The organism is Achromobacter sp. GQ309 (genome assembly GCF_059759315.1).
On the sequence record NZ_JCAXDP010000003.1, the window covers coordinates 337,616 to 358,047 of the forward strand.

At 66.1% G+C, this 20,432-nt stretch carries 18 protein-coding genes; 10 read left to right on the forward strand and 8 right to left on the reverse strand.

Annotated elements, in window-relative coordinates; translation table 11 throughout:
• The first annotated feature begins 114 nt into the window (after positions 1 to 114).
• From smc to ligA, 3 genes are read left to right on the forward strand one after another with little or no spacing between them, the layout of a single operon-like run.
• A complete protein-coding gene (gene smc, locus AC6CIE_RS10950) occupies positions 115 to 3,648 on the forward strand; it encodes a chromosome segregation protein SMC (protein WP_452004629.1) in 3,534 nt (1,177 codons plus the stop codon).
• Between the two features lie 46 nt (positions 3,649 to 3,694).
• Positions 3,695 to 4,768 carry a cell division protein ZipA C-terminal FtsZ-binding domain-containing protein gene (locus tag AC6CIE_RS10955; RefSeq protein ID WP_175122997.1) on the forward strand — a complete coding sequence of 358 codons (1,074 nt, stop codon included), beginning with the start codon at positions 3,695 to 3,697 and terminating at the stop codon, positions 4,766 to 4,768.
• Positions 4,768 to 6,867, forward strand: coding sequence for an NAD-dependent DNA ligase LigA (ligA, locus tag AC6CIE_RS10960; RefSeq protein WP_498092222.1), 2,100 nt, complete (start codon positions 4,768 to 4,770; stop codon positions 6,865 to 6,867). The genes AC6CIE_RS10955 and ligA overlap by 1 nt, the downstream gene beginning before the upstream one ends.
• A gap of 293 nt (positions 6,868 to 7,160) precedes the next feature.
• Here ligA and AC6CIE_RS10965 read toward each other — a convergent pair whose 3' ends face one another.
• From AC6CIE_RS10965 to msrB, 4 genes are read right to left on the reverse strand one after another with little or no spacing between them, the layout of a single operon-like run.
• Positions 7,161 to 7,937, reverse strand: coding sequence for a peptidylprolyl isomerase (locus AC6CIE_RS10965; protein ID WP_175122995.1), 777 nt, complete (start codon positions 7,935 to 7,937; stop codon positions 7,161 to 7,163).
• 17 nt (positions 7,938 to 7,954) lie between these two features.
• Entirely contained in the window at positions 7,955 to 8,224 is a 270-nt protein-coding gene (locus tag AC6CIE_RS10970; protein ID WP_175122994.1) for a BolA family protein, read from the reverse strand.
• A 4-nt stretch (positions 8,225 to 8,228) separates the two neighbouring features.
• Entirely contained in the window at positions 8,229 to 8,813 is a 585-nt protein-coding gene (locus AC6CIE_RS10975; protein WP_175122993.1) for a septation protein A, read from the reverse strand.
• Positions 8,813 to 9,211 carry a peptide-methionine (R)-S-oxide reductase MsrB gene (msrB, locus tag AC6CIE_RS10980; protein ID WP_056568221.1) on the reverse strand — a complete coding sequence of 133 codons (399 nt, stop codon included), beginning with the start codon at positions 9,209 to 9,211 and terminating at the stop codon, positions 8,813 to 8,815. Before msrB ends, AC6CIE_RS10975 begins: the two co-directional genes overlap by 1 nt.
• 52 nt (positions 9,212 to 9,263) lie before the next feature.
• Here msrB and AC6CIE_RS10985 point away from each other — a divergent pair, with 52 nt between their 5' ends.
• The 7 genes from AC6CIE_RS10985 to AC6CIE_RS11015 all read left to right on the forward strand — a co-directional run bounded on the left by AC6CIE_RS10985 (position 9,264) and on the right by AC6CIE_RS11015 (position 16,380).
• Entirely contained in the window at positions 9,264 to 9,941 is a 678-nt protein-coding gene (locus AC6CIE_RS10985) for an energy-coupling factor ABC transporter ATP-binding protein (protein ID WP_279971804.1), read from the forward strand.
• Positions 9,938 to 10,534 (forward strand): energy-coupling factor transporter transmembrane component T family protein, encoded by a 597-nt coding sequence (locus AC6CIE_RS10990; protein ID WP_175122991.1) that lies wholly within the window; start codon positions 9,938 to 9,940, stop codon positions 10,532 to 10,534. The genes AC6CIE_RS10985 and AC6CIE_RS10990 overlap by 4 nt, the downstream gene beginning before the upstream one ends.
• Positions 10,535 to 10,571: 37 nt before the next feature.
• Entirely contained in the window at positions 10,572 to 11,129 is a 558-nt protein-coding gene (locus tag AC6CIE_RS10995) for a biotin transporter BioY (protein WP_175122990.1), read from the forward strand.
• 271 nt (positions 11,130 to 11,400) lie between these two features.
• Complete coding sequence (locus AC6CIE_RS11000) at positions 11,401 to 12,564, forward strand: ABC transporter substrate-binding protein (protein WP_218345246.1); 1,164 nt, start codon at positions 11,401 to 11,403, stop codon at positions 12,562 to 12,564.
• Positions 12,565 to 12,742: 178 nt separating this feature from the next.
• Positions 12,743 to 13,780, forward strand: a complete 1,038-nt coding sequence (locus tag AC6CIE_RS11005) for a branched-chain amino acid ABC transporter permease (RefSeq protein WP_105237747.1) — start codon at positions 12,743 to 12,745, stop codon at positions 13,778 to 13,780.
• Positions 13,781 to 13,783: 3 nt separating this feature from the next.
• A complete protein-coding gene (locus AC6CIE_RS11010; RefSeq protein WP_498092223.1) occupies positions 13,784 to 15,619 on the forward strand; it encodes a branched-chain amino acid ABC transporter ATP-binding protein/permease in 1,836 nt (611 codons plus the stop codon).
• Positions 15,619 to 16,380, forward strand: coding sequence for an ABC transporter ATP-binding protein (locus AC6CIE_RS11015; protein ID WP_191576773.1), 762 nt, complete (start codon positions 15,619 to 15,621; stop codon positions 16,378 to 16,380). Before AC6CIE_RS11010 ends, AC6CIE_RS11015 begins: the two co-directional genes overlap by 1 nt.
• Positions 16,381 to 16,479: 99 nt before the next feature.
• Here AC6CIE_RS11015 and AC6CIE_RS11020 read toward each other — a convergent pair whose 3' ends face one another.
• From AC6CIE_RS11020 to AC6CIE_RS11035, 4 genes are all read right to left on the reverse strand, one after another.
• Complete coding sequence (locus AC6CIE_RS11020; RefSeq protein WP_175122986.1) at positions 16,480 to 17,322, reverse strand: branched-chain amino acid aminotransferase; 843 nt, start codon at positions 17,320 to 17,322, stop codon at positions 16,480 to 16,482.
• Between the two features lie 88 nt (positions 17,323 to 17,410).
• A complete protein-coding gene (locus AC6CIE_RS11025) occupies positions 17,411 to 18,433 on the reverse strand; it encodes an ABC transporter substrate-binding protein (RefSeq protein ID WP_498092224.1) in 1,023 nt (340 codons plus the stop codon).
• A 110-nt stretch (positions 18,434 to 18,543) separates the two neighbouring features.
• Positions 18,544 to 19,527, reverse strand: a complete 984-nt coding sequence (locus tag AC6CIE_RS11030) for a branched-chain amino acid ABC transporter permease (RefSeq protein ID WP_175122984.1) — start codon at positions 19,525 to 19,527, stop codon at positions 18,544 to 18,546.
• Positions 19,524 to 20,411, reverse strand: coding sequence for a branched-chain amino acid ABC transporter permease (locus AC6CIE_RS11035; protein ID WP_175122983.1), 888 nt, complete (start codon positions 20,409 to 20,411; stop codon positions 19,524 to 19,526). Before AC6CIE_RS11035 ends, AC6CIE_RS11030 begins: the two co-directional genes overlap by 4 nt.
• Between the last annotated feature and the right edge of the window lie 21 nt (positions 20,412 to 20,432).

Below are 20,432 nucleotides of genomic sequence, written 5' to 3' on the forward strand. Positions count from 1 at the left end.
CGCCTGCGGTATCATACGACCCATATGAGAGCCGGCCCTTCTTGGGCCGGTTTGCAATCTGTGCGGCAGGTCCGTTAACGCCTTTCGTTCAACCCACCCCGTCGTCATCGTACTGTGCGCCTTACTCAGCTCAAACTCGCCGGCTTCAAGTCCTTCGTCGATCCCACCGTCATCCCCGTGCCCAGCCAGTTGGTCGGCGTGGTGGGGCCCAATGGCTGCGGCAAGTCGAACATCATCGACGCCGTGCGCTGGGTGCTGGGCGAGGCCAAGGCGTCGGAACTGCGCGGCGAGTCCATGCAGGACGTCATTTTCAACGGGTCGGGCAACCGCAAGCCTGCCGCCCGGGCGTCGGTCGAAATGGTGTTCGACAACAGCGAGGGGCGCGCCGCCGGCCAGTGGAGCACCTACGCCGAAATCGCGGTGCGCCGGGTCCTGACCCGGGACGGCACCAGCAGCTATTTCGTCAACAACCAGCAGGTCCGCCGCCGCGACATCCACGACATCTTCCTGGGCACCGGCCTGGGCGCCCGTGGCTACGCCATCATCGGGCAGGGCATGATCAATCGCCTGATCGAAGCCCGCCCCGAAGAACTGCGCGTCTTCCTGGAAGAGGCGGCCGGCGTGTCGCGCTACAAGGAACGCCGCCGCGAGACCGAAAACCGCCTGTCCGACACGCGCGAGAACCTGACCCGCGTCGAAGACATCCTGCGCGAACTGAACAGCCAGCTCGAAAAGCTGGAAGCCCAGGCCGAGGTGGCCACGCGCTACCGCGAGCTCCAGGCCGACGGCGAAAAGAAGCAGCATTCGCTGTGGTTCTTGAAGGAAACGGGGGCGCGCGAAGAACGCGCCAAGAAGACGCAGGAGATGGCGCAGGCCCAGAACGAACTGGAAGCCGCCATTGCCGGACTGCGCGCCGGCGAGGCCGCGCTGGAATCCCGGCGCCAGGCCCACTACGCCGCCAGCGACGCCGTCCACACCGCCCAAGGCGCGCTGTACGAGGCCAATGCCCAGGTCAGCCGCTTGGAAGCCGAAATCCGGCACGTCGTCGATTCCCGCAACCGCCTGCAGGCGCGCCGCGACCAGCTCCAGCAGCAGATCGCGGAATGGACCAGCCAGCGCGAACACTGCACCGAACAGATCGCCCAGGCCGAAGACGACCTGGCCGCCGCCGCCGCCCGCACCGAAGAGGCGCGCGCCACCGCTGAGGACGCGCAGGCCGGCCTGCCCTCGGTCGAGCAGCGCGTGCGCGAAGCCGCCGCCGGCCGCGACGAGATGCGCGCGGCGCTCGCCCGCGTCGAGCAGAACCTGGCGCTGGTCGCGCAGACGCAGCGCGACGCCGACCGGCAGATGCAGACCCTGGACCAGCGCCGCGAGCGCCTCCAGCAGGAACTGCGCGAACTGCACAGCCCCGATCCCGAGCGCCTGGAACAGTTGGCCGGCGACCGCGCCGCGGGCGAAGACCAGCTTGAAGCCGCCCAGGAAGAACTGGCCATCCTGGAAGGCCGCGTGCCCGAGGCCGACGCCGAGCGCAGCCGCGCCCAGGGCGCCGCCCAGACCGAAGCCCAGAACCTGGCCCGCCTGGAAGCCCGCCTGTCCGCACTCGTGAAGCTGCAGGAAGACGTGCAGAAGCAGGGCGCGCTGGAACCGTGGCTGGCCAAGCACGAACTGGCCGGGCTGTCGCGCCTGTGGCAAAAGCTGCACGTCGAGCCGGGCTGGGAAACCGCCCTGGAATCGGCGCTGCGCGAACGCATGGCGTCGATGGAAGTGCGCAACCTGGACTGGGCGCGCGCCTTTGCCGACGACGCCCCGCCCGCGCGGCTGGCGTTCTACCAATTGCCCGTCGCGGCGCCCGCGCCCACGGCGCCTGCCGGCTTCACGCCGCTGGCCAGCCTGCTGCGCATCACCGACCCCGACCTGCGCACGTTGCTCAACGAATGGCTGGCCGGCGTCTATACGGCCAATGACCTGACCCAGGCCCTGGCCTTGCGCGCGACCCTGCCCGCCGGCGCCGCCTGCGTGGTCAAGGCCGGCCACCTGATCGACGCGCACAGTGTGCGTTTCTACGCGCCCGATTCCGAACAGGCCGGCCTGCTGGCCCGCCAGCAGGAGATCGAAAACCTGCAACGCGAAATCAAGGCCCAGCAACTGATCGCTGACCAGGCCCGCGCCGCAGTCGCCCGCGCGGAAGCGGCGTGGCAGCAGGTGTCGCAGGCCATCTCCCCGGCGCGCACCCGCGTGGCCGAGGTCACGCGCCGCGTGCACGACATCCAGCTGGAACACTCGCGGCTGCAGCAACAGGCCGAACAGTCCGGCGAGCGCGCCTCGCGCCTGCGCCAGGACCTGGAAGAAATCAAGGCGCACGAGGAAGATCTGCGAGCCACCCGCGAAGAGGCCGAGGCCCGCTTCGAGGCGTTGGACGAAGAGCTGGCCGAGCATCAATCCAAGTTTGCCGACGCTGAAATGGATGGCGAGACGCTGGCGGCGCAAGCCGAGGCGGCCCGCACCCGGCTGCGCGAACTCGAACGCGCCGCCCAGGAAGCCGAATTCGCCGAACGCGGCATCCAGGTGCGCATCACCGACCTGCAACGCAACCAGCAACTGGCCGCCGACCAGAGCCAGCGCGGCGCGGTGGAACTTGAACAACTGATGGGCGACCTGACCGAGCTGGACGCATCCGCGTCGCAGGCCGGCCTGCAGGATGCCCTGGAAGCGCGCGCCGAACGCGAGGAAGCGCTGTCGCGCGCCCGCCAGGAACTCGAAAACCTGGCCGCGCTGCTGCGCGGCGCCGACGAAGACCGCCAGCAACAGGAGCAGACCCTGGAGCCGCGCCGCGCGCGCATCATGGAACTGCAACTGCAGGAGCAGGCCGCGCGCCTGGCCGAAGAGCAGTTCACCGAACAGCTCAATGCACGCGAAGTCGACCGCGAGGAACTTGCCCAATTCCTGGCCAACCAGCCCGACGAATGGCGCCGCGCAAGCTGGCTGCAACAGGAAGTCGGCCGCATCTCGCGCCAGATCGAAGCGCTGGGTTCGGTCAACCTGGCTGCGCTCGACGAACTGAACACCTCGCGCGAACGCAAGGGCTTCCTCGATTCGCAGCACGCGGACCTGATGACCGCCATCGAGACCCTCGAAGACGCCATCCGCAAGATCGACCGCGAGACGCGCGAACTGCTGCAAGAGACGTTCAACATCGTCAACGGCCACTTCGGCGAGCTCTTCCCCAAGCTTTTTGGCGGGGGCGAAGCCAAGCTCAGCATGACGGGCGAGGAAATCCTCGACGCCGGCGTGCAGGTGATGGCGCAGCCGCCGGGCAAGCGCAACAGCACGATCCATCTGCTGTCGGGCGGCGAAAAGGCGCTGACCGCGACTGCGCTCGTGTTCGCGCTGTTCAAGCTGAACCCTGCGCCGTTCTGCCTGCTGGACGAGGTGGACGCGCCGCTGGACGACGCCAACACCGAACGTTACGCGAACCTGGTCGCCAACATGAGCGAGCAGACGCAGTTCCTCTTCATCTCGCACAACAAGATCGCGATGCAGATGGCAAAGCAATTGATCGGCGTAACCATGCAAGAGCAAGGGGTTTCGCGTATCGTTGCGGTAGACATAGATTCGGCCGTCCAGATGATGGCCTCCGAAGCGGCATAAACCCAATATTGAGAAAGGCGCCGCCTTCCAGGCGCGGGATTTACACATGAGTGATTTGCAGATCGGGCTGATTGCCCTGGGCGTCTTGCTGATACTGCTGGTGTTGGGATTCAACTGGTGGCAGGACCGTCGCGTCCGTCGCAAGATGCAGAGCCATTTCCCCACCTCCGAACAGGATCCGCTGCTGGGCGCGGGTGTGGCGGGCGCCAGCGCCGCCACCGCCGGTGCTTCCCGGCGCGAACCCGGCATGGGCGGCGACTCTGCGCGCGTCCAGCCCGGCCAGCCCGCGCCGGTGGATCCCGGCAGCGATGCCGACGACGCCGAAGAACCCGATCCCGCCTGCGAAGTGGTCATCGAAGTCAACTTCGCCGAGCCCGTGCGCGGCGCGGATCTGTTGCCGTACATGCAAAGCCTGCGCAACGTGGGCCGCAAGCCCATGCGCGTGTTCGCCGAAACCGACCAGCGCCGCCACCGCGCGCGCGTCCATGCCGGCGAGTCCTATGCGTCCATGCAGCTTGCCGTGCTGCTGGCCAATCGCAGCGGTCCGCTGACCGCGATCGAATGGTCGCAGGCCTGGGCCCGCGCCCAGGATATGGCTGAACGCTTCGACGCCACCATTGAAGGTCCCGACCAGCAGGCCGTGCTGGAGCAGGGCGCCCGCCTGGACGACACCTGCGCGGCACTGGACACCCAGGTCGGCCTGACCCTGCTGCTGGGCTCGGCCCAGCCGGCGGCCGAAGTCATGGCCGTGGCGCGCGACGTGGGATTCGTCGCCGACGGCAACCGACTGGCCTGGCCTAACGAGAACGGCGTGGCCCGCTTTACGTTGGCCCGTGCGGACGGGGCTGCTTTCGATGCGGGCATGGGCGGCATCGAGCGGCTGTACCTGCTGCTGGACGTGCCTTGCAGCCCGGCCGACACCCGCGCGTTTGGCCGCATGGTCGACGTGGGCCGCGACCTGGCCTCGCGCCTGCGCGCTGAACTCGTCGACGATCAGGGCAAGCCCCTGGCCGACGGCTCCGAGACCGTCATCGACGAGCGCCTGCAGGTCCTGTTCGGCCAGCTTGAACAAGCGGGCCTGCCCGCCGGCAGCGAGCGCGCCCAGCGCGTGTTTGCCTGATGGCCAGCGAGTCCGGCGAAAATCCGGCGCAAGCCGCCGCGCGGCTGCGCGCCGAGATCGAGCAGCACAACGTCCGCTATTACGTCTACGACGAGCCCTCCGTCTCGGATGCCGAGTACGACGGGCTGATGCGGGATTTGCAGGCCCTGGAGGCCGAGCACCCGGAACTGGTGACACCCGAGTCCCCCACGCAACGCGTGGGCGCGGCGCCGGTGTCTGCGTTTGGCAGCGTGCGCCACGTGGTGCCGATGCTGTCGCTGAACAACGCGTTTTCCGAAGAAGAGGTTGCCGCCTTCGACCGCCGTGTCACCGATACGCTGCGCGGTGCTGGCCTGCTGGGTCCGGCGCAGCAGCCGGACTACTTCTGTGAACTCAAGCTCGACGGCCTGGCGATCAGCCTGCGCTACGAGGACGGCCGCCTGGTGCAGGCCGCCACGCGGGGCGACGGCCAGACGGGCGAGGACGTCACGTCCAACATCCGCACGATCAAGGCGATTCCGCTGCAACTGAAGGGCGCGGCCCCGAAGGTGCTGGAGGTGCGCGGCGAGGTGCTGATGAATCGCGCCGACTTCGAAAAACTGAATGCGGCGCAGGCCAAGCGCGACGAAAAGATTTTCGTGAACCCCCGCAATGCGGCGGCGGGCAGCCTGCGCCAGCTCGATCCGCGCATTACCGCCAAGCGGCCGCTGCGTTTCTTTGCCTACGGTTGGGGCGAGGTCCAGGGCCTGCCCGGTTCGCAAAGCGGGCTGTTCGACGAAGCCTCCGCCGGCGCGGACCAGGCCTCGCAACTGCCCGAAAAATCCCACGGCGCCATGCTGGAATGGCTGGCCTCGTTAGGGCTGCCGGTCAATGTCGTGCACAACCACCGGGCAAGCGGCGCCGAAGGCCTGATGGCGTTCTACGCCAAGGTCGGCGCCTTGCGCGCGAACCTGCCCTACGACATCGACGGCGTGGTCTACAAGGTGGACTCGCTGCCGGCGCAGAAGGTGCTGGGTTTCGTGGCGCGCGCGCCGCGCTTTGCATTGGCGCACAAGTTTGCCGCCGAAGAGGCCACCACGACGCTGGTGGACATCGAAGTGCAGGTGGGCCGCACGGGCGCCATCACTCCGGTCGCGCGGCTCAAGCCGGTGTTCGTGGGCGGCGTCACCGTCACCAACGCCACGTTGCACAACGAAGACGAGATCCGCCGCAAGGACGTGCGCATCGGCGACACGGTCATCGTGCGGCGTGCGGGCGACGTGATTCCCGAGGTGCTGGGCCCGGTCCCGGAAAAGCGGCCCGAGGACGCACGCGAATTCGTCATGCCGACGGAATGCCCGGTCTGCGGATCGGCCATTGAACGCCTGGAAGGCGAAACCATCGCGCGCTGCACCGGGGGCCTTTTCTGCGGCGCCCAGCGCAAGCAGACGCTGTGGCATGCCGCCAGCCGCAAAGCGCTGGATATCGAAGGCCTGGGCGAAAAGCTCGTGGACCAGCTGGTGGACAGCGGCCGCGTCAAGACGCTGGCCGACCTGTACAGCCTGCGTCCGCTGGAACTCGTGGGCCTGGACCGCATGGGCCAGAAGTCCGCCGACAATCTGGTGGCCGCCATTGAAAAGGCGCGCTCGCCGAATCTGTCCCGCCTGCTGTTCGCGCTAGGGATCCGGCACGTGGGCGAGACCACCGCCCGCGACGTTGCACGGCACTTCGGCAGCATCGACGCCATCATGGATGCGGATGAAGACGCCTTGTCGTCGGTGCCCGACGTGGGACCTGTCGTGGCCGCGTCGATCCGCCATTTCTTTGCCGAACAGCACAACCGCGACGTGATTGGGCAGCTCAAGGCGCAGGGCGTGAACCCGGTGGCCGAAGCCGCGCCGCAAGCCGACACGCTGGCCGGCAAGACCTTCGTGCTGACGGGCACGCTGCCGAACTGGACGCGCGAAGAGGCCTCGATGCACATCCAGGCGGCCGGCGGCAAGGTCAGCGGCTCTGTGTCCAAGAAGACCGCCTATCTGGTGGCGGGCGAGGATTCGGGTAGCAAGCTGACCAAGGCGCAGGAACTGGGCGTGCCAGTACTGGATGAAGACGGGCTGAAGGCGCTGTTGGGCGTTTCCTAGTCAGGACGTTGCCGCGGTTGAATGAAGGGCTGCACGCCATCGGCGCGCAGCCCTTTTTTGTTGCTTGCTTGGGGCGGTGTCAGACACCCGCGGAAGATGGTCGTCAACATGCGGCGGCGTCTCATAGGGTGTCTGACACCTGGATCGCGCGTGGGATGGTGTTCTGACACCCCGAGAAGATTGTCGCCAGCTTGAGATGGCATTTCATCGGGTGTCAGACACCGGAGCACCTTGCCGAGCGCGCAAAAAAAACTGCCCGCGTTCGGCGGGCAGTTTTCTGAGCAGAGCGGGCCTTATTGAATCTTGGCCTTTTCGCGCAGTTGCTTCTGGTAGTCGGCCAGGGTTTGCTGGCGCAGCATTTCTTCCAGTTGCGGACGGACCTGATCCATCGGCGGGAATTCGACCGGACGGGTGTCGTCGACCATGATGATGTGCCAGCCGAATTGGGTCTGGACCGGCTTGTCGACCAGTTGGCCCTTCTTCAGTTGCGTCACGGCTTGCGCGAACGGCTGCACGTAGTTGGTCGGGGGAGCCCAACCCAGATCGCCACCCTTTTCGGCGCTGCCGGGATCCTTGGAGTTCTTCTTGGCCAGTTCGTCGAACTTGCCCTTGTTTTTCTGCAACTGTGCCAGCAGGTCGTTCGCCTTCTTCTCGTCTTCGACGAGGATGTGGCGGACCTTGTATTCCATCTTGCCGGCCTGTTCCTTCTTGATCTTTTCGTATTCGGCGGTGACTTGGGCGTCGGTGACCGGGTGCTTGGCCAGGTAGTCGGCCATCAGCGCGCGAACCAGGATGCCTTGGCGGGCCAGCTCGATTTCGGTCTGGACGTCAGCCTGCTTGGCGATGCCGCTGGATTCGGCGGCCTGCACGAAGATCTGACGGTTGATCATTTCCTGCTTGACCTGTTCGCGCAGTTGCGGCGAATCGGTGGCGCCCTGGCCGACCAGGAGCTTGACGAATTGATCCAGGCTCTTTTGCGGGATGGCTTTACCGTTGACGGTAGCCACGTTCTGCGCAAAAGCAGGCACGGCGATGACGCAGGCCGCAGCCAGCATGACGATGCGTTTCATGAATATCCTTTGACTTTCTATTTGGGAGCCTGGGCGTCAAGCGCAAGCGCATGAATCGGATAGGGGATCAAATCTTGCAAATGATGATACACCAGCCGGTGTCGCGCAACGGCGGAGAGCCCCGCAAAGCAAGGCGCTACGATGATTACGCGATAGTGGCCGGCGCCGTTTTTACTGCCTTCGTGGCCGGCATGCAAATGGGAGTCGTCCAGGATGTCCAGACTGACGGGCTCCAGGGCGGCAAGACGTTCCCGGATCAGGGCGATGCGGTCGGTGTTTTCTGACATGAGTTCAGGGTTTGCCGGGCGGCGTGGCGCCCGGATTGGCCGGCGTGTTTTCTTCGGTCTGGATGTGCTTGCCCAGCCACAGCGACTGGCCAATGACGAAGACGATCATCAGTCCCATCAGGCCGAAGGCCTTGAAACTGACCCACTGCGACTCGGTGAAGTGGCCCGAGAACGCGACATACAGATTGAGCGCGCCCGCAATCAGGAAGAAGGCGGCCCAGATCAGGTTGAGCTTGTCCCACGCCGCATCCGGCAGCTGGATCTGCTTTTCCATCAGGCGGCGGATCAGGTTGCGCTTGAACAACAGGCGGGCAAAGACCAGCGCGCCGCCGAACATCCAGTACAGCACCGTGGGCTTCCATTTGATGAAGACGTCGCTGTGCAGCCAGATGGTCGCGCCGCCGAACACCAGGATGACCGTCAGGTTGATCCAGTGCATGGCTTCGGTGGGGCGGCCGGTGGCCTTGAGCCAGACGATCTGCGCCACGGCAGCCGCCATGGCGACGCCCGTGGCCGTGAAGATGTCCGTGTACCTGTAGGCGATGAAGAACAGGAGCAGCGGAAAGAGGTCGAACAGGAACTTCTTCATCAGTCTTCTAGGGGCTCAAACGTCATCGACAGGGAATTGATGCAGTAGCGCAGGCCGGTAGGCTCGGGGCCGTCGGGAAAGACGTGGCCCAGGTGCGCGTCGCAGACGTTGCACAGGACTTCGGTGCGCACCATGCCGTGCGTGGTGTCGCGTTCTTCGCGGACGAGTTCGGGGTCCAGCGCCTGGAAGTAGCTGGGCCAGCCGCAGCCGGCGTCGAATTTGGTGTCGGATGCGAACAGCGCCGTGCCACAGCCGACGCAACGGTAGATGCCAGGGGTGAACGTATCCCAGTAGCGCCCGGTGAATGCACGTTCGGTACCTTTTTGACGGGTGACCACGTATTCTTCGGGGGAAAGCTGGGCGCGCCATTCGGCGTCGGTTTTGCGTACTTTTTCCATATGAGCTCTTGGAGTCGCGATGCCCGAAATGGTTCGGGCATAATCCCGCCCCATGTTAATCGAGTTTGACCAGGCGGTAGTGTCGACGCCCCAGGCGGAAGTGTTGCGCGGGGTGAGCGTCACCCTGGCCGAACGCCGCATCGGCATCGTGGGCCCCAACGGCGCCGGCAAGAGCACGCTGGCGCGCCTGGTCAACGGCCTGGTGATGCCGTCTTCCGGCAGCGTCCGCGTGGACGGGCTGGATACACGCCAGGATCTGAAAGCCGTGCGTGCGCGCGTCGGCTTCGTGTTCCAGAACCCCGAAAACCAGATCGTCTTTCCCATCGTGCGCGAAGACCTGGCGTTTGGCCTGAAGCGTCTGGCGCCCGACCGCCAGCAGCGCGAGGCGCGCATCGACAGCCAACTGGCCCGCCTGGGCGTGGGCCACCTGGCCGACCGCAGCAGCCACACGCTGTCCGGCGGTGAGCGCCAGCTGGTGGCGCTGGCCGCCGTGCTGGTCATGGAGCCAGCCCTCATCGTCTTTGACGAACCCACCACCCAGCTCGACCTGCGCAACCGCAACCGGGTGCGCGCCGCCATCGATGGGCTGCCCCACGACGCCATCGTCGTCAGCCATGACCTGGAATTGCTCGAAGACTTCGACCGCGTGCTGGTCGTGCGCGACGGCGTGATCGCGGCCGACGACACGCCCGCCGCGGCGTTGCGCTGGTACCGGGAACACTGCGGATGATGGAGCCCCTGTACGTTGCGGGCAACACGCCGCTGCATCGGCTGCCAGCGTGGGTGAAACTGCTGGCGCTGATGGCGGCCGGCGCAGGTCTGTTCGTGCTGCGCGATCCGCTCTGGCTGGCGTTCGCCTTTGGCTTTTCGGTGGCGCTGGTCTGGTCCACGGGCGTCGCCGCCGCGGCCGTCTGGCGTCAGGTGCGAGGGCTGCTCTGGGTGCTGCTGGCCGTGGCGCTCTTCACCGGCTGGTTTCAGGGGCCGCTTGAGGCGCTGGCGGTCGTGCTGCGCGTGGCGGCGATGGTGGGTCTGGCCCTGGCCGTCACGCTGGCCACCCGCACGTCGGACCTGATTGCCGTCTGCGAGCGGACATTGCGGCCGCTGGAACGCACCGGGCTGGTCGATGCCGAAAAGGTGGCGCTGGCGCTCGCGCTGACGCTGCGCTTCGTGCCCGAGATCTGGCGCAATTTCCAGGAAATCCGCGAGGCGCAGGCTGCGCGCGGGCTGGGGGCGAATCCGGTCGCGCTGATCGTGCCGCTGATCGTGCTGACGTTGAAGCGGGCCCAGGAAGTCTCTGAAGCGATCGACGCGCGCAGCGTCTGAAGGCCGCGCGTCCTGAACTCATTCAAAAGGGGAAACCATGAAATCGAACAATACGGTGCTGGTGGCGCTGTTTGCGGCGCTGATCGTCGTGCTGAGCCTGATGCCGCCCATTCCGATGCCCGGCATTCCGGTGCCCATCACCTTGCAGACCCTCGGCGTCATGCTGGCCGGCGCCATGCTTGGCCCCGTGCGCGGCGCGCTGGCGTGCCTGCTGTATCTGGCGCTCGCGGCGATCGGCCTGCCGGTGCTGCCGGGCGGGCGCGGCGGGCTGGGGGCGTTTTTTGGCCCGACCGGCGGGTTTCTCATCGGCATGGTCGCCGGCGCATTCGTGACGGGCTGGTTGGCGCGCCGCCTGGCCGCGCGCGGAACCGGCACGTGGGTGGGGCTGGCGGGGTATGTGGCGGCCTGCGTCGTTGGCGGCGTTGCGGTGGTGTACGCCTTCGGTGTGCCCTGGCTGTCGGCGGTGACGAAGATGGGCATGGCGAAGGCCGCGGGCGCGGTCGTGGTGTTCCTGCCGGGTGACCTCGTCAAGGCCGTGGTGGCGGCGTGGGTCGCTTCGCGCGTCGAGCGGGTGTGGCCCATGCTTGGCCGTTGATCACGGCGGGCGGCAGACCGTACGGCGAAAGACCCCAATCGCCCCAAGGGAATCCCCCAACATGACGCCTGCGACCCTTTCAAGTACAAGTTCGCCATTAACAAATGCGTTCGCCAAATCACGATTTACGTAGCACATCAGGGAATTACCGTAGTTGCGCTACGTCATCTGATACTGTTTTAACCATATAATATTTTTTTCTGTATAACTTTAAACAGGCTCGCTTCGCCTCGTTCGAGGCACATAAGAGCCAACCACAGGAGACAAAAACATGCGCAAGCACTTCGGCTTGTCCGCGGCCGCCGCCGCTGTAGCCCTGACTCTGCCGCTTCTGGCGAGCGCACAGGTCAAGGTTGGCGTGACGGTGTCCAGCACCGGCCCCGCCGCCTCGCTGGGCATCCCCGAGCGCAACACCGTGGCCTTGCTGCCCAAGGAAGTTGCCGGCCAGAAGATCGAATGGATCGTGCTGGACGACGCCACGGACACCACGCAGGCCGTCAAGAACTCGCGCAAGCTGGCTTCCGACGACAAGGTCGACGTGCTGATCGGCACGTCCATCACGCCGGGCTCGCTGGCAATGGTCGACGTGGCTGCCGAAGCCAAGGTGCCGATGATCAGCGTGGCCGCCAGCGCCAAGATCGTCGAACCCGTGGACGACAAGCGCCGCTGGGTCTTCAAGACCCCGCAGAACGACGCGCTGATGGCTGGCGCTCTGGCCGACGCGATGGCCAAGTCCAAGGTCAAGACGCTGGGCTTCATCGGCTTTGCCGACGCCTACGGCGACGGCTGGCTCGACGTGATGCAGAAGGCCGCCAAGGCCAAGGGCATCGAGATCGTCGCCATCGAAAAGTATGGCCGCACCGACACCAGCGTGACGGGCCAGGTGCTCAAGCTGGTGGGCGCCAAGCCCGACGCCATCCTGATCGCCGGCGCCGGCACCCCGTCCGCGCTGCCGCAAAAGGAACTGAAGGCCCGCAACTACGGCGGAACCATCTATCAAACCCATGGCGCCGCCAACAACGACGTGCTGCGCGTGTGCGGCAAGGACTGCAACGGCATGTACCTGCCGGCCGGCCCGCTGCTGGTCGCGGCGCAACTGCCCGACAGCAATCCGGTCAAGAAGTCGGCGCTGGCCTACGTGGAAACCTACGAGAAGGCAAACGGCGCCGGTTCGACCAACACGTTCGGCGGCCACATGTGGGATGCCGGCCAACTGGTCGTCGCCGCGCTGCCCGTGGCGCTGAAGTCGGGCGCCAAGCCCGGCACGCCTGAGTTCCGTGTCGCGATGCGCGACGCGCTGGAAGGCGTGAAGGACCTGGCCGTGTCGCAAGGCGTGTTCAACATGTCGCCCACGGACCACGCCGGCTTTGACGAGCGCTCGCGCGTCATCGTCAAGGTGGAAAACGGCAAGTGGGTCTACCAGCCCGATCTGTAAATCCCCTGGATCGCCCGAGCGCGGGCCGCCCGATGACGGGCGCCCGATCGCGCGGGGGGCGGCTCTCCGCCCGCCGCGCCGCGCCCGGCAGGACTTCGCACCGGCCTTTCCGGCCGGTGTGTCGTATCAGTGTTCCGGATGGGGTCGGGACACCAAGAAACCACAAGGTAGTTGTTAGATGGATTCCTCAATTGCGCTGATCCTGCTGCAAGACGGTGTCGTCAACGGCGCCATCTATGCCCTCCTGGGCATGGCTCTGGTGCTGGTTTTCGCCGTCACGCGCGTCATTTTCATTCCCCAGGGCGAGTTTGTGGCGTTCGGCGCCCTGACCCTGGCCATGCTGGTGGACGGCAAAGTGCCGGGCACCGCCTATCTGCTGCCGTTGTTGGGCCTGGTGTGCCTGGCGCTTGAGCTGGTGCGCGCCGTGCGCACGCGCAGCGCCGCGGCCCTGCCCAAGACCATCGCCACGTGCGTCGTGCTGCCGCTGGCGCTGTTCTGGCTGACCAAGAGCTACACCGGTCCCGAGAACTCGCTGTGGCTGAACATGCTGCTGACGCTGTTCCTGGTGATTCCGATGGGTCCGATGGTCTATCGCATCGTCTACCAGCCGCTCGCTGAAGCCACCGTGCTGGTGCTGCTGATCGTATCGGTCGCCGTGCACTTTGCGCTCATGGGCCTGGCGCTCGTGTTCTTTGGCGCCGAAGGCTGGCGCACCCCGGCATTCGTGAGCGGGCAGGTCGACCTGGGCTTCATGACGTGGTCCGCGCAGAGCCTGTTCGTGGTCGCCACGTGCGCGCTGCTCATCATTGCCTTGTGGGTCTTCTTCGGCAAGACGCTGTACGGCCGCGCGCTGCGCGCCACCGCCGTCAACCGCCGTGGCGCGCGCCTGGTGGGCATCAGCACCAACATGTCGGGCTCGCTGACGTTCACGCTGGCCGTGGGCATCGGCGCCATGTCCGGCATGCTGATCGCGCCCATCACCACGGTCTATTACGACACGGGCTTTTTGATCGGCCTGAAGGGCTTCGTCGGCGCCATCATCGGCGGCCTGGCCAGCTATCCCATCGCCGCGGCCGGCTCGCTGCTGGTCGGCGTGCTGGAATCCTTCTCGTCGTTCTGGGCCAGCGCATACAAGGAAGTGATCGTCTTCACCCTGATCATCCCGGTTCTGGTCTGGCGTTCGTTCAGCACCCATCACGCGGACGAAGAGGAATAAGCCATGAACCGCATTCTGCTTGCCGTTTTTCTCGTCGTCCTGGCGGGCCTGCCGATGGTGTCGGCCACGCCCGAGTTCTGGGTGACGCAACTGAACTACATCGGCCTGGCCAGCCTGGTCGTGCTGGGCCTCGTGCTGCTGACCGGTGTCGGCGGCCTGACGTCCTTCGGCCAGGCGGCGTTCGTCGGCCTGGGCGCCTACACCACCGCCTACCTGACGACGCAGTACGACGTGTCGCCCTGGCTGGCGCTGCCTGCGGGGCTGATCCTGACCGCCGTCGTGGCCTATCTGCTGGGCGCGATCACGCTGCGCCTGTCGGGCCACTACCTGCCGCTGGGCACCATCGCCTGGGGCCTGTCGCTGTATTACCTGTTCGGCAATATCGACTGGCTGGGCAAGCATGACGGCATCGCCGGCATTGAGCCCATCAGCATCTTCGGTATCTCGCTGGCCAACGGCCGCCACATCTATTACCTGATCTGGGTCTGCGTCCTGTTGGCGCTGTGGGCCACGCGCAACCTGCTCAACTCGCGTCCCGGCCGCGCCATCCGTGCGCTCAAGAGCGGGGCGGGCATGGCCGAGTCCATGGGCGTCAACACCGCTGCCTACAAGATCGTGATCTTCGTGTGGGCGGCGTTGCTGGCCTGCGTGTCGGGCTGGCTGTATGCGCACATGCAGCGCGCCGTCAGCCCCAGCCCGTTTGGCCTGAACTACGGCATCGAGTACCTGTTCATGGCGGTGGTCGGCGGCGCGGGTTACGTGTGGGGCGCCTTGCTGGGCTCCAGCGTCATCCTGGTGCTGAAGGATCAGTTGCAGAACCTGCTGCCCAGGCTGCTGGACACCAACGCCAACTTCGAGATGATCGTCTTCGGCGTGCTGCTGATCCTGATGCTGCAATACGCGCGCAACGGCCTGTGGCCGATCCTGGCGGGCTGGTGGGGCAACATCACGGGCGCCAATGGTTCGCGCCGCAACCTGGCGCCGCCTGCCGCGGCCCCGGCCCTGCCGACGCGCGAGCGTCCGCAGCCTGGCCAGGTCGTGCTGGAAGTGGACGCCATCCGCAAGGAATTCGGCGGCCTGGTCGCCGTGAACGACATCACCTTCAAGGTCAGCTCGGGCGAGATCATGGGCCTCATCGGTCCCAACGGCGCGGGCAAGAGCACGACCTTCAACCTGATCAGCGGCGTGCTGCCGGTGACGCGCGGCCAGGTCACGTTCATGGGCCAGCGCATCGACAACCGCTCGGCGCGCGAGATCGCCAAGATGGGCGTGGGCCGCACGTTCCAGCACGTGCAACTGCTGCCGGGCATGACCGTGCTGGAAAACGTGGCGCTGGGCGCGCACCTGCGTTCGGACGTGGGCGTGCTTTCGGGCGCGCTGCATTCGGACCGCGCCCGCGAAGCGCAGCTCCTGCATGAAGCGGCCGAGCAGCTCAAGCGCGTGGGCCTTGGCGAATACCTGTACGAACAGGCAGGCAACCTGGCCCTGGGCCAGCAGCGCATCCTGGAAATCGCCCGCGCGCTGGCGTGCGATCCCGTGCTGCTGCTGCTGGACGAACCGGCCGCCGGCCTGCGCTACAAGGAAAAACAGGACCTGGCGCGCGTGCTGGAACAGCTTCGCGCCGAAGGCATGAGCATTCTGCTCGTTGAACACGACATGGATTTTGTGATGCGCCTGACCAACCACCTCGTGGTGATGGATTTCGGCACGAAGCTGGCCGAAGGCGTGCCGGCCGACGTGCAAAAGAACCCGGCGGTGCTGGAAGCCTACCTGGGCGGCATCGACGACGACCTGCCCGAAGCGGACCAGGCCAAGCCCGTGCCTGCGGGAGGCGTGTGATGAGCGCGACGAATTCCCCCGTTCTCGAAGTCAGCAACCTGTCGGCCCGCTACGGCAAGGTCGGCGCGCTGGCGGGCGCCACGCTCAGCGTGCCGGCCGGCAGCATCGTCACCGTGATCGGCGCCAACGGCGCCGGCAAGTCCACGATGCTCAACGCCATCATGGGTTCTCTGCCGCAGACCGGCCACGCCGCCGGCACCGTGCATTACGCCGGGTCGGACGTGTCGGGCTGGATGGTCGAACGCCGCGTGGCGGCGGGCATGTCGCTGGTGCCCGAGCGCCGCGAGCTGTTCGGCACCATGTCGGTCGAAGACAACCTGCTGCTGGGCGGTTTCCGGCGTTACCGGGCCCGCGAAAGCGGCTGGCGCGACACGCTGAATGAAGTGTTCGATCTGTTCCCGCGGCTGCGCGAACGCCGCGCCCAGCAAGCCGGCACCTTGTCCGGCGGCGAGCGGCAGATGCTGGCCGTGGGGCGCGCGCTCATGGCCAAGCCGACGCTGCTGATGCTGGACGAGCCCAGCCTGGGTCTGGCGCCGCGCATCGTGCGCGAGATCTTCCACATCATCGCGCGCCTGCGCGAGACCGGCGTGGCGATCCTGCTGGTCGAGCAGAACGCCCGCGCGGCCTTGCAGGTGGCCGATTACGGCTATGTGCTGGAAACCGGCGAGGTCATCCTGCACGGCCCGGCGCGCGAATTGGCTGGCGATCCGAAGGTCATCGAAAGCTATCTGGGGTTGGGCAAGGGCGCCGAGGCAGCCTGAATTACCCACCCGATGGGACAAAAAAACGCCGGCGGCCGATAAGGCCCCGGCGTTTTGCATTGGCGCGGCTGCTGACGCAACCTGGCCGGTTCAGGCAGATCAACGACGCGTACTTTCCGCGTATTCCATGTACAGCTGATGCGCACGGCGCGCGATCGGGCCGTATTCCAGCGGGCGGTCTTCAACGCGGTTCACGTGCACCACCTTGCCGTAGTTGCCCGACGAAAACACTTCGTCGGCCGCTTCGACGTCGGCGCGCGTCAGGCTGCGTTCCTGCACTTCAATGCCGTCGGCCTTCAGCAGCGCCAGCACGCGTCGGCGCGTGATGCCGTTCAGGAAGGTGCCGTTGTCCACGGGCGTGGAGACGACGCCGTCCTTGGCCAGCCACAGGTTGCTGGTGGCGAATTCGGCCAGATTGCCTGCGCCGTCCAGCATGATGGCGTTGTCAAAGCCCTTTTCGGCGGCTTCGCGGATGGCGCGTTGGCCGTTGGGGTACAGGCACGAGGCCTTGGCGTCGGTGGGCGCCATGTTGGGCCACGAGCGCGCAAAGCTGGAGAAGCAGGCGGAAAAGCCCTGGTCGCCCGGCATCGGCACCTTGAACACGTGCAGTACGAATTGCGTCTTTTCGGCGTCGGGCAGCAGGAAGCCGTCGGCGCAGAAGAACATCGGCTTGATGTAAAGCTCGGAGCCCTCGGGGAAGCGCGCCACGGCCTGCAGGCACAGGTCCTGGATTTCTTCCCAGGCCAGTTGCGGCTTCATCAGCATCTTTTCCGCCGAGCGCACGACGCGCTGGCAATGCAGGTCCAGGTCGGGCGTCAGACCGCGGAATGCGCGTGCGCCGTCGAAGACCATACTGGCCATCCAGAAGGCGTGGTCGGCCGGGCCGAGCAGTTTGGGGTTTTCAGTGGTCCAGTGACCGTTGTGCCAGAACAAGGCATCCATGATTGTTTTCCTTGGCTTGAATCGGGGTGGCGATCGGGCGCGGAGCGGGTCCGGAACGCCGAATCGCCAGAATACATGAGCGGGGCTGTTATTCCTTGGCCAGCGCTGCCTGCACGCGGTCGGCGACATCCGCAGGCACCCACTGCCGCCACACAGGCGCGTACTGCTTGAGGAAGTAACGCGCCGCGTCCTCGGGTTCCTTGCCCTCGTTTTCCAGCCAGCCCAGCGTGGCATCGATGGCGTCGTCCGGCACCGTCAGCTTGGTCAGGAACTCGGTGATGCGCGGCGCCTGTTTGGCGAATTCAGCGTTCATGCCGGTGACGACCGGGTTGGGCTTGAACTGCGTGGCCACGGGATTGGCGCACTTGGGGTCGGTCATGCACGTGTAGGCAGTCTGGTCGAACGCAGGCAGCTCCAGCTTGACCAGATCCAGCGCGCCAACCAGCGACGTGGGCGTCCAGTAGTAGAAGACGATATCGCGCTTGCGCTTGTAGGCCGACACGATCGCCGCCTTTTGCGCGGCGCCGGAGCCGGGCGCGAACAGGGAGTAATCCTTGTCCAGCTTCAGGGCGCGCAGCAGGTTGTCGTTCAGCGTGCCGCAGGCCCAACCCGCCGGGCAGCCATAGATGCGGCCGCGGCCCGGGTCTTCGGGGTCGGCAAACACTTCCTTGAAGCGCGCCAGATCGGCGGCGGACTTGAGCTCGGGGTGGCGCTCCACGGTGTAGCGGGGCACATACCAGCCTTCACCTGCGTCATAGACGTGGCCCACGCCCAGCACCTTGCCGCTGGCCAGCGCCTTCTTCCAGGCGCCTTCGACCTGGCCGGGCCAGACCTCGGGCGTGATGTCGACGTCGCCGCGCTGCAAGGCGGCCAGCATGGGCAGGGTTTCGCCGATTTCGACAGATGTCTTGCAGCCGTAGCCGTGTTCGAGCACGTAGCGCTCGATGCCGGCAAGCACCAGGTTGGACTCCCAGTTCAGGCCGCTGAAACGGATGGGCCGGTCGACTTCGCAAGCCGGGGCCGCGGGGGCGGCCTGGGCCGCGGCGGGGGACAGCAGGGCGGCGGCCAGCGCGAGCGCGCCGAGGCCGGGAACGAGATGCGTGATGCGCATGGTCGGCACCTGTGTAGTGGGGTGCCTGCCATTGTACGAGGCGATGGCGCGTCCCAATGCAACGGGGCCGCGATGCGCGGCCCCGAGGGTCAATCCACCGCAGCGTCAGATCACGCGCGGGCGGTGCGGCGGCGGTTGAAGAGGGCGCCCAGCTCGCCCACGATGCCGCGCCGGAAGGCCAGCACGCAGATCACGAAGATCAGGCCGCTGACGATCGTGACCGATTCGCCCAGACGCAGGAACCATTCGACGCCGGTCAGGTTGGCCATCATCTGCCCGAAGTCGCCCACCTTGTTTTCCAGCAGCACCACGATGAACGCGCCCAGCACGGGGCCGGTCAGGGTGCCCAGGCCGCCGATCAGCGTCATCAGGATCACCAGCCCGGACATCTGCCATGTGGCGTCCGACAGCGTGGCCGACACGAACACCAGCGTCTTGGTAGCGCCCGCCAGGCCGGCCAGCGCGGCCGACAGCACGAAGGCCACCAGCTTGAAGCGGTCCACGTCGTAACCCAGCGAGATCGCGCGCGGCTCGTTCTCGCGCAGCGCCTGCAGCACCTGGCCGAAGGGCGAGTTCACCGTGCGCCAGATGATGAAGTAGCCAATGATGAAGATGGCCATCACCAGGTAGTACAGGTTGATGTCCTTGGACAGGTCGACCAGTCCCAGCAAGGTGCCGCGCGGCACGCTCTGCAGGCCGTCTTCGCCGCCCGTGAACTTGGCCTGCAGGAAGAAGAAGAACACCATCTGCGACAGCGCCAGCGTGATCATCGAGAAGTAGATGCCGCTGCGGCGGATGGCAAGCGCGCCCATGGCCAGCCCCAGCAGCGCCGCCACGGCCACGCCGAACAGCAGCCCCAGCTCGGTCGGCAGGCCCCAGACCTTCATGCTGTGCCCGGCCGCGTAGGCCGCGCTGCCCAGGAACGCGGCATGGCCGAAGGACAGCAGCCCCGTGAAGCCCAGCAGCAGGTTGAAGGCGCACGCAAAGAGGGCGTAGCACATGACCTTCATGGCGAAGATCGGATACACGCCGGCGAAGGGAAGCAAGGCCACCACGATGGCCAGGACCGCATAGCCCAGGAATTGACGATTCATTTTTCTTTTCCGAACAGCCCGGCCGGGCGGATCAACAGAACAATGGCCATGATGATGAAGACGACCGTGCTGGACGCTTCGGGCCAGAACACCTTGGTCAGGCCCTCGATCACGCCCAGGCCCAGCCCGGTGACGATGGCGCCGAAAATGGACCCCATGCCCCCGATCACGACCACCGCGAACACGACGATGATGAGGTTCGAGCCCATCAGCGGCGAAATCTGCAGCACCGGCGCGGCCAGCACGCCGGCAAAGCCCGCCAGCGCCACGCCGAAGCCATAGGTCAGCGTGATCATGCGCGGCACGTTCACGCCGAAGGATTCCACGAGGCGCGGGTTCTCGGTGCCGGCGCGCAGCAGGGCGCCCAGGCGGGTGCGTTCAATGACGTACCACGTGGCGAAGCAGACGATGATCGACGCCGCCACGACCCAGCCGCGATAGTTCGGGAGGATCATGAAGCCCAGGTTGGTGGCGCCGCGCAGGGCCTCGGGCGTGGGATAGGGCTGGCCCGACACGCCATAGAAGCTGCGGAACAGCCCCTCGATCAGCAGCGTCAGCCCGAAGGTGAGCAGCAGCCCGTACAGGTGGTCGAGCTTGTAGAGATGCTTGAGCAGCAGTTTTTCAATGATGATGCCGAACAGCCCCACGATCAGCGGCGCCAGGATCAGCATGATCCAGTAGTTCAGGCCAAAGTACGAAAGCCCCATCCATGCGACGAAGGCGCCCAGCATGTAGAGGGCGCCGTGGGCGAAGTTGATGACGTTCAGCAGCCCGAAGATGACGGCAAGTCCGAGCGACAGCATTGCATAGAAGGAACCGTTGACCAGGCCCAGTAACAGCTGGCCGAACAAGGCCTGTATGGGGATGCCGAAAATGTCAGTCATCTTGTGAAAGTCCTGCGCGGT